Origin of the sequence: Streptomyces sp. W16 (genome assembly GCF_033194735.1) — a bacterium.
Classification (GTDB): Bacteria; Actinomycetota; Actinomycetes; order Streptomycetales; family Streptomycetaceae; genus Streptomyces.
Map to the genome: position 1 here is coordinate 1 of NZ_JAWOAI010000791.1, position 3281 is coordinate 3281.

4 protein-coding genes and 1 pseudogene are annotated in these 3281 nt (G+C 70.0%); 2 read left to right on the forward strand and 3 right to left on the reverse strand.

Annotated elements, in window-relative coordinates; all coding sequences use genetic code 11:
- The 3 genes and pseudogenes from R6V09_RS49310 to R6V09_RS49320 all read right to left on the reverse strand — a co-directional run.
- Window positions 1–417 (reverse strand): annotated as a pseudogene (locus R6V09_RS49310) (hypothetical protein); the annotation flags it as partial.
- A gap of 77 nt (window positions 418–494) precedes the next feature.
- Window positions 495–863, reverse strand: coding sequence for a hypothetical protein (locus R6V09_RS49315; protein WP_317887963.1), 369 nt, complete (start codon window positions 861–863; stop codon window positions 495–497).
- 28 nt (window positions 864–891) lie between these two features.
- Window positions 892–1791: an AraC family transcriptional regulator gene (locus tag R6V09_RS49320; RefSeq protein ID WP_317887964.1), complete on the reverse strand. Its 900-nt coding sequence runs from the start codon at window positions 1789–1791 to the stop codon at window positions 892–894.
- A 162-nt stretch (window positions 1792–1953) separates the two neighbouring features.
- Between R6V09_RS49320 and R6V09_RS49325 the strand changes: the two genes are divergently transcribed.
- Together R6V09_RS49325 and R6V09_RS49330 are read left to right on the forward strand one after the other, a co-directional pair.
- The gene (locus tag R6V09_RS49325; protein ID WP_317887965.1) at window positions 1954–3036 is read left to right on the forward strand and encodes an aldo/keto reductase; all 1083 of its coding nucleotides are present in this window, start codon (window positions 1954–1956) and stop codon (window positions 3034–3036) included.
- Window positions 3037–3111: 75 nt separating this feature from the next.
- On the forward strand, window positions 3112–3281 hold a 170-nt coding region (locus tag R6V09_RS49330; RefSeq protein WP_317887966.1), incomplete at its 3' end, for an FAD-dependent oxidoreductase.

Consider the following 3281-nt stretch of genomic DNA (forward strand, 5'->3'; position numbering starts at 1 on the left):
CGGCGCGGCGAGGGCGGCGCCGGCGGAGAACCCGGCGTACGGGACGCGCCGCTCGGCGAGGAGGCCGGGCAACAGGTCGAGACAGCCGGCGAAGGCGTCCTGGTAGGCGGGGGTCAGCCCGCCGCACACGAGCAGCCCGTCGACGTCCGAGGCCACCTCGATGTCGAAGCGCCCACCGATCGGCACGAGCACCGGCACGGGTGCGCAGTCGGCGGCGCTCCTCAACGCGGCGTCGTAGCGCGCGAATTGACGGTCCCCGTCGCCCTCCCCCTCGTCGACGATCACACAGCCGATGCGGGGCACGGACCCGGAGGAGCCGCTCGCGGCGCGGAGGAAGGGTTCGTAGACGACGGGGGTGCCCCACCCGCCGCCGATCAGGAAGGTGCTGGGTCCGGTGGGCTCGCTCGGCTCGTTCACGGACGCATCAAATCCCGTCCTCTTGTCCCTGTCACACTCTTTTGCCGTCCGGGTCGCCGTTCGTCATTCGCCGTTCGTCATTCGTCGAGATAGCGAAGGCGGTCGCCGGCGTGGCTGATGTGCACCCGACCGTCACGGATCTGCCACTCGCTCATCCCCTCGATCTCGTGGCTGGCGTGGAACAGCCCGGTCACGTGGTCGTTGTCGTCGTCGGAGGGCGGGATACGGGCGATGGTCCGCAGCAGCTCCAGCATCTGGTCCACCGAATTCGCGTGGATGTCGGCGCCGTAGAAGACGTAGTGAACCCAGTTGTAGTGGCGGCCGGGCAGGGCCCACGCCTCGTTGTACGGGTAGTCGACCTCGGGTGAGCGGATGATCCGTTCGAGCTCGGCCAGCTGCGGTTCGTCGCACTGCAGAAAACCCCGGACGCCGACGAAGACGGCCATCCTCAACTCCCCCTGTCCACGGTGCCGTTCATGGGCGCGTGCCCGCCACCTCGCTCCGCAGCCGTACCGCATCCTGCCCCGGCGGTCTGCCGAACGCACGGCGATATTCGCGGCTGAACTGGGACGCGCTGTCGTAGCCGACCGCGAAGCCCACGTCGGCGACGTCCGCCGCGCTGCTCAGCAGCATCAACCGGGCCTCCTGCAAGCGGATCCGCTTCTGGAACTGGATCGGGGTCAGCGCCGTCACCGCGCGGAAGTGCCGGTGGAAGGGGGAGGCGCTCATGCCGGCCAGCCGGGCCAGGTCCTCGATGCGGAGCGTTTCCGTGTGGTGGTCGCGGATCCAGCGAATGGCCCTGCCGATATGGGTGAGTTGACTGTCGGCGAGCCCGATCTGCCGTACGAGAGCGCCCTGTTCACCGGTGATCAGCCGCCACAGGATCTCCTTCTCGATCAACGGCGCGAGCACCGGGGCGTCGCCGGGACGGTCGAGCAGCCGTAGCAACCGGACTGTCGCGTCGAGGAGTTCGGCGGGCGCGTCGCACACGGCGAGCCCGTGCGGGGCCGTCCGGTGGGGGAGCGGGTCGGTGCCGGCCTCCAGGAGCAGTGCGGCGATCTTCGCGGGTTCGAGGGTGAACCCGCAGGCGAGGAAGGGTTCTTCGGGGCTGGCCCGCGTGTAGTGCCCGGCGACCGGCAGGTCGACCGAGACGACGAGGTACTGCCCGGCCCCGTAGTCATGGACGCGGTCGCCGAGGGTGAGCCGCTTCGAGCCCTGCGCGACGACCGCCAGCACCGGACGGGCGAGACTCGCGCTCGGCGCCTCGGGCCGGTCCGCCCTGCTCAGCATCAGACCGCCGACGGCGAGGGGCGCACGGTCGGCATGCCGGTCGATCAGGGCACGCAGCTCACGCAGAAGTGCGGGTGGGTACACGTCCGATCCAAGCACCGGAAGGGGCGGCCCGCAACCGTCCGCCCAGGCGGCAGATCGACAGGATCGTGCAAGCGGGCGGTGGTATCGCCCTAACGATTCCCCTGGTCACGGTGGTGCACTTGCGGAGCTGGTCTTCCACCCGCCTTCCCCCAGGAGCATTTCATGGCACTCGACTCGTACGTCGGCCTCGGCCGTTCCGGCCTCAAGGTGAGCCCCTTCTGCCTCGGGGCGATGAACTTCGGCGAGGACGGCGGCTTCGGCAGCAGCGTCGAGGAGTCGGAGAAGATCCTCCAGACCTACCTCGACCGCGGCGGCAACTTCGTCGACACCGCGAACTTCTACACGAACGGTCACTCGGAGGCGATCCTCGGCGACCACCTCACCGCCCACCCCGGCCTGCGCGACCGACTCGTCCTGGCCACCAAGTTCTACGGCAACCTCCACCTCGGCGACCCCAACGGCGGCGGCGCCAGCCGCAAGGCGATCATCGGCCAGCTGGAGGACTCGCTGCGCCGCCTCCGCACCGACTACATCGACCTGTACTGGCTGCACAGCCACGACCGTTCCACGCCGGTCGAGGAGACCCTGCGCACCCTGGACGACCTGGTGACGGCGGGCAGGATCCGTTACGTCGGCTTCTCCGACACCCCCGCCTGGTTCACCGCGAAGGCCCACACGACGGCCCTGCTGCGCGACTGGACCCCGGTCACCGCACTCCAGATGGAGTACTCCCTCCTGGAACGCACCATCGAGGGCGAGTTGATCCCGCTGGCCCAGGACGCGGGGATGGCCGTGCTGCCATGGGGCCCGCTCAAGAGTGGCTACCTGTCCGGGAAATACACCCGCGACCAGTCAACTCCCGTCGACACCAGGCGTGCTGCCCTCCTCGGCGCACCAACTGCCGCCCAGTTCAAGGTGATCGACACTCTCGCCGAAGTGGCCGAGCAGGCGGGCGCGACCTCCGCCGCCACCGCCCTGTCCTGGGTCCGGTCCCGACCCGGTGTCACGTCCACCCTCATCGGCCCCCGCACCCTGTCCCACCTCGAAGCCAACCTCGCCGCCCTGGACCTCCAGCTCACCCCGGCCCAGACGGCCACCCTCGACGAGGCGTCCACGCCGACCCTCAACTTCCCCCACGACCTCAACCAGCAGGTCGGCACCATGCTCAAGTACGCGGGCGCGACGGTGGACGGGGTGCCAAGTGGCGTGTATCCGCCGCTGCTTGAGAGCGCGGCGCGGTACTGAGGGAGACTGGGAGCCCGGAGGCCCGCAGCGGAGGAGAGCCGCGTGAGTCCATCGAACCGGTGCCAGGACCATGCCGTGACAGCGATCGTCGTCGGGGCGGGCATCGGAGGGCTCGCCGCGGCCCTGAGCCTGTGCCGCGCCGGCTGCGAGGTGACCGTCGTCGAACAGACGTCACGGTTCGCGGAGGCCGGCGCCGGCATCCAGCTCGCCCCCAACGCCACCCGCGCACTGCGCCGGCTGGGCCT

Coding starts and splice junctions, on each gene's coding strand:
- R6V09_RS49315 (WP_317887963.1), bottom strand. CDS start 863: ATGGCCGTCTTCGTCGGCGTCCGGGGTTTTCTGCAGTGCGACGAACCG.
- R6V09_RS49325 (WP_317887965.1), top strand. CDS start 1,954: ATGGCACTCGACTCGTACGTCGGCCTCGGCCGTTCCGGCCTCAAGGTG.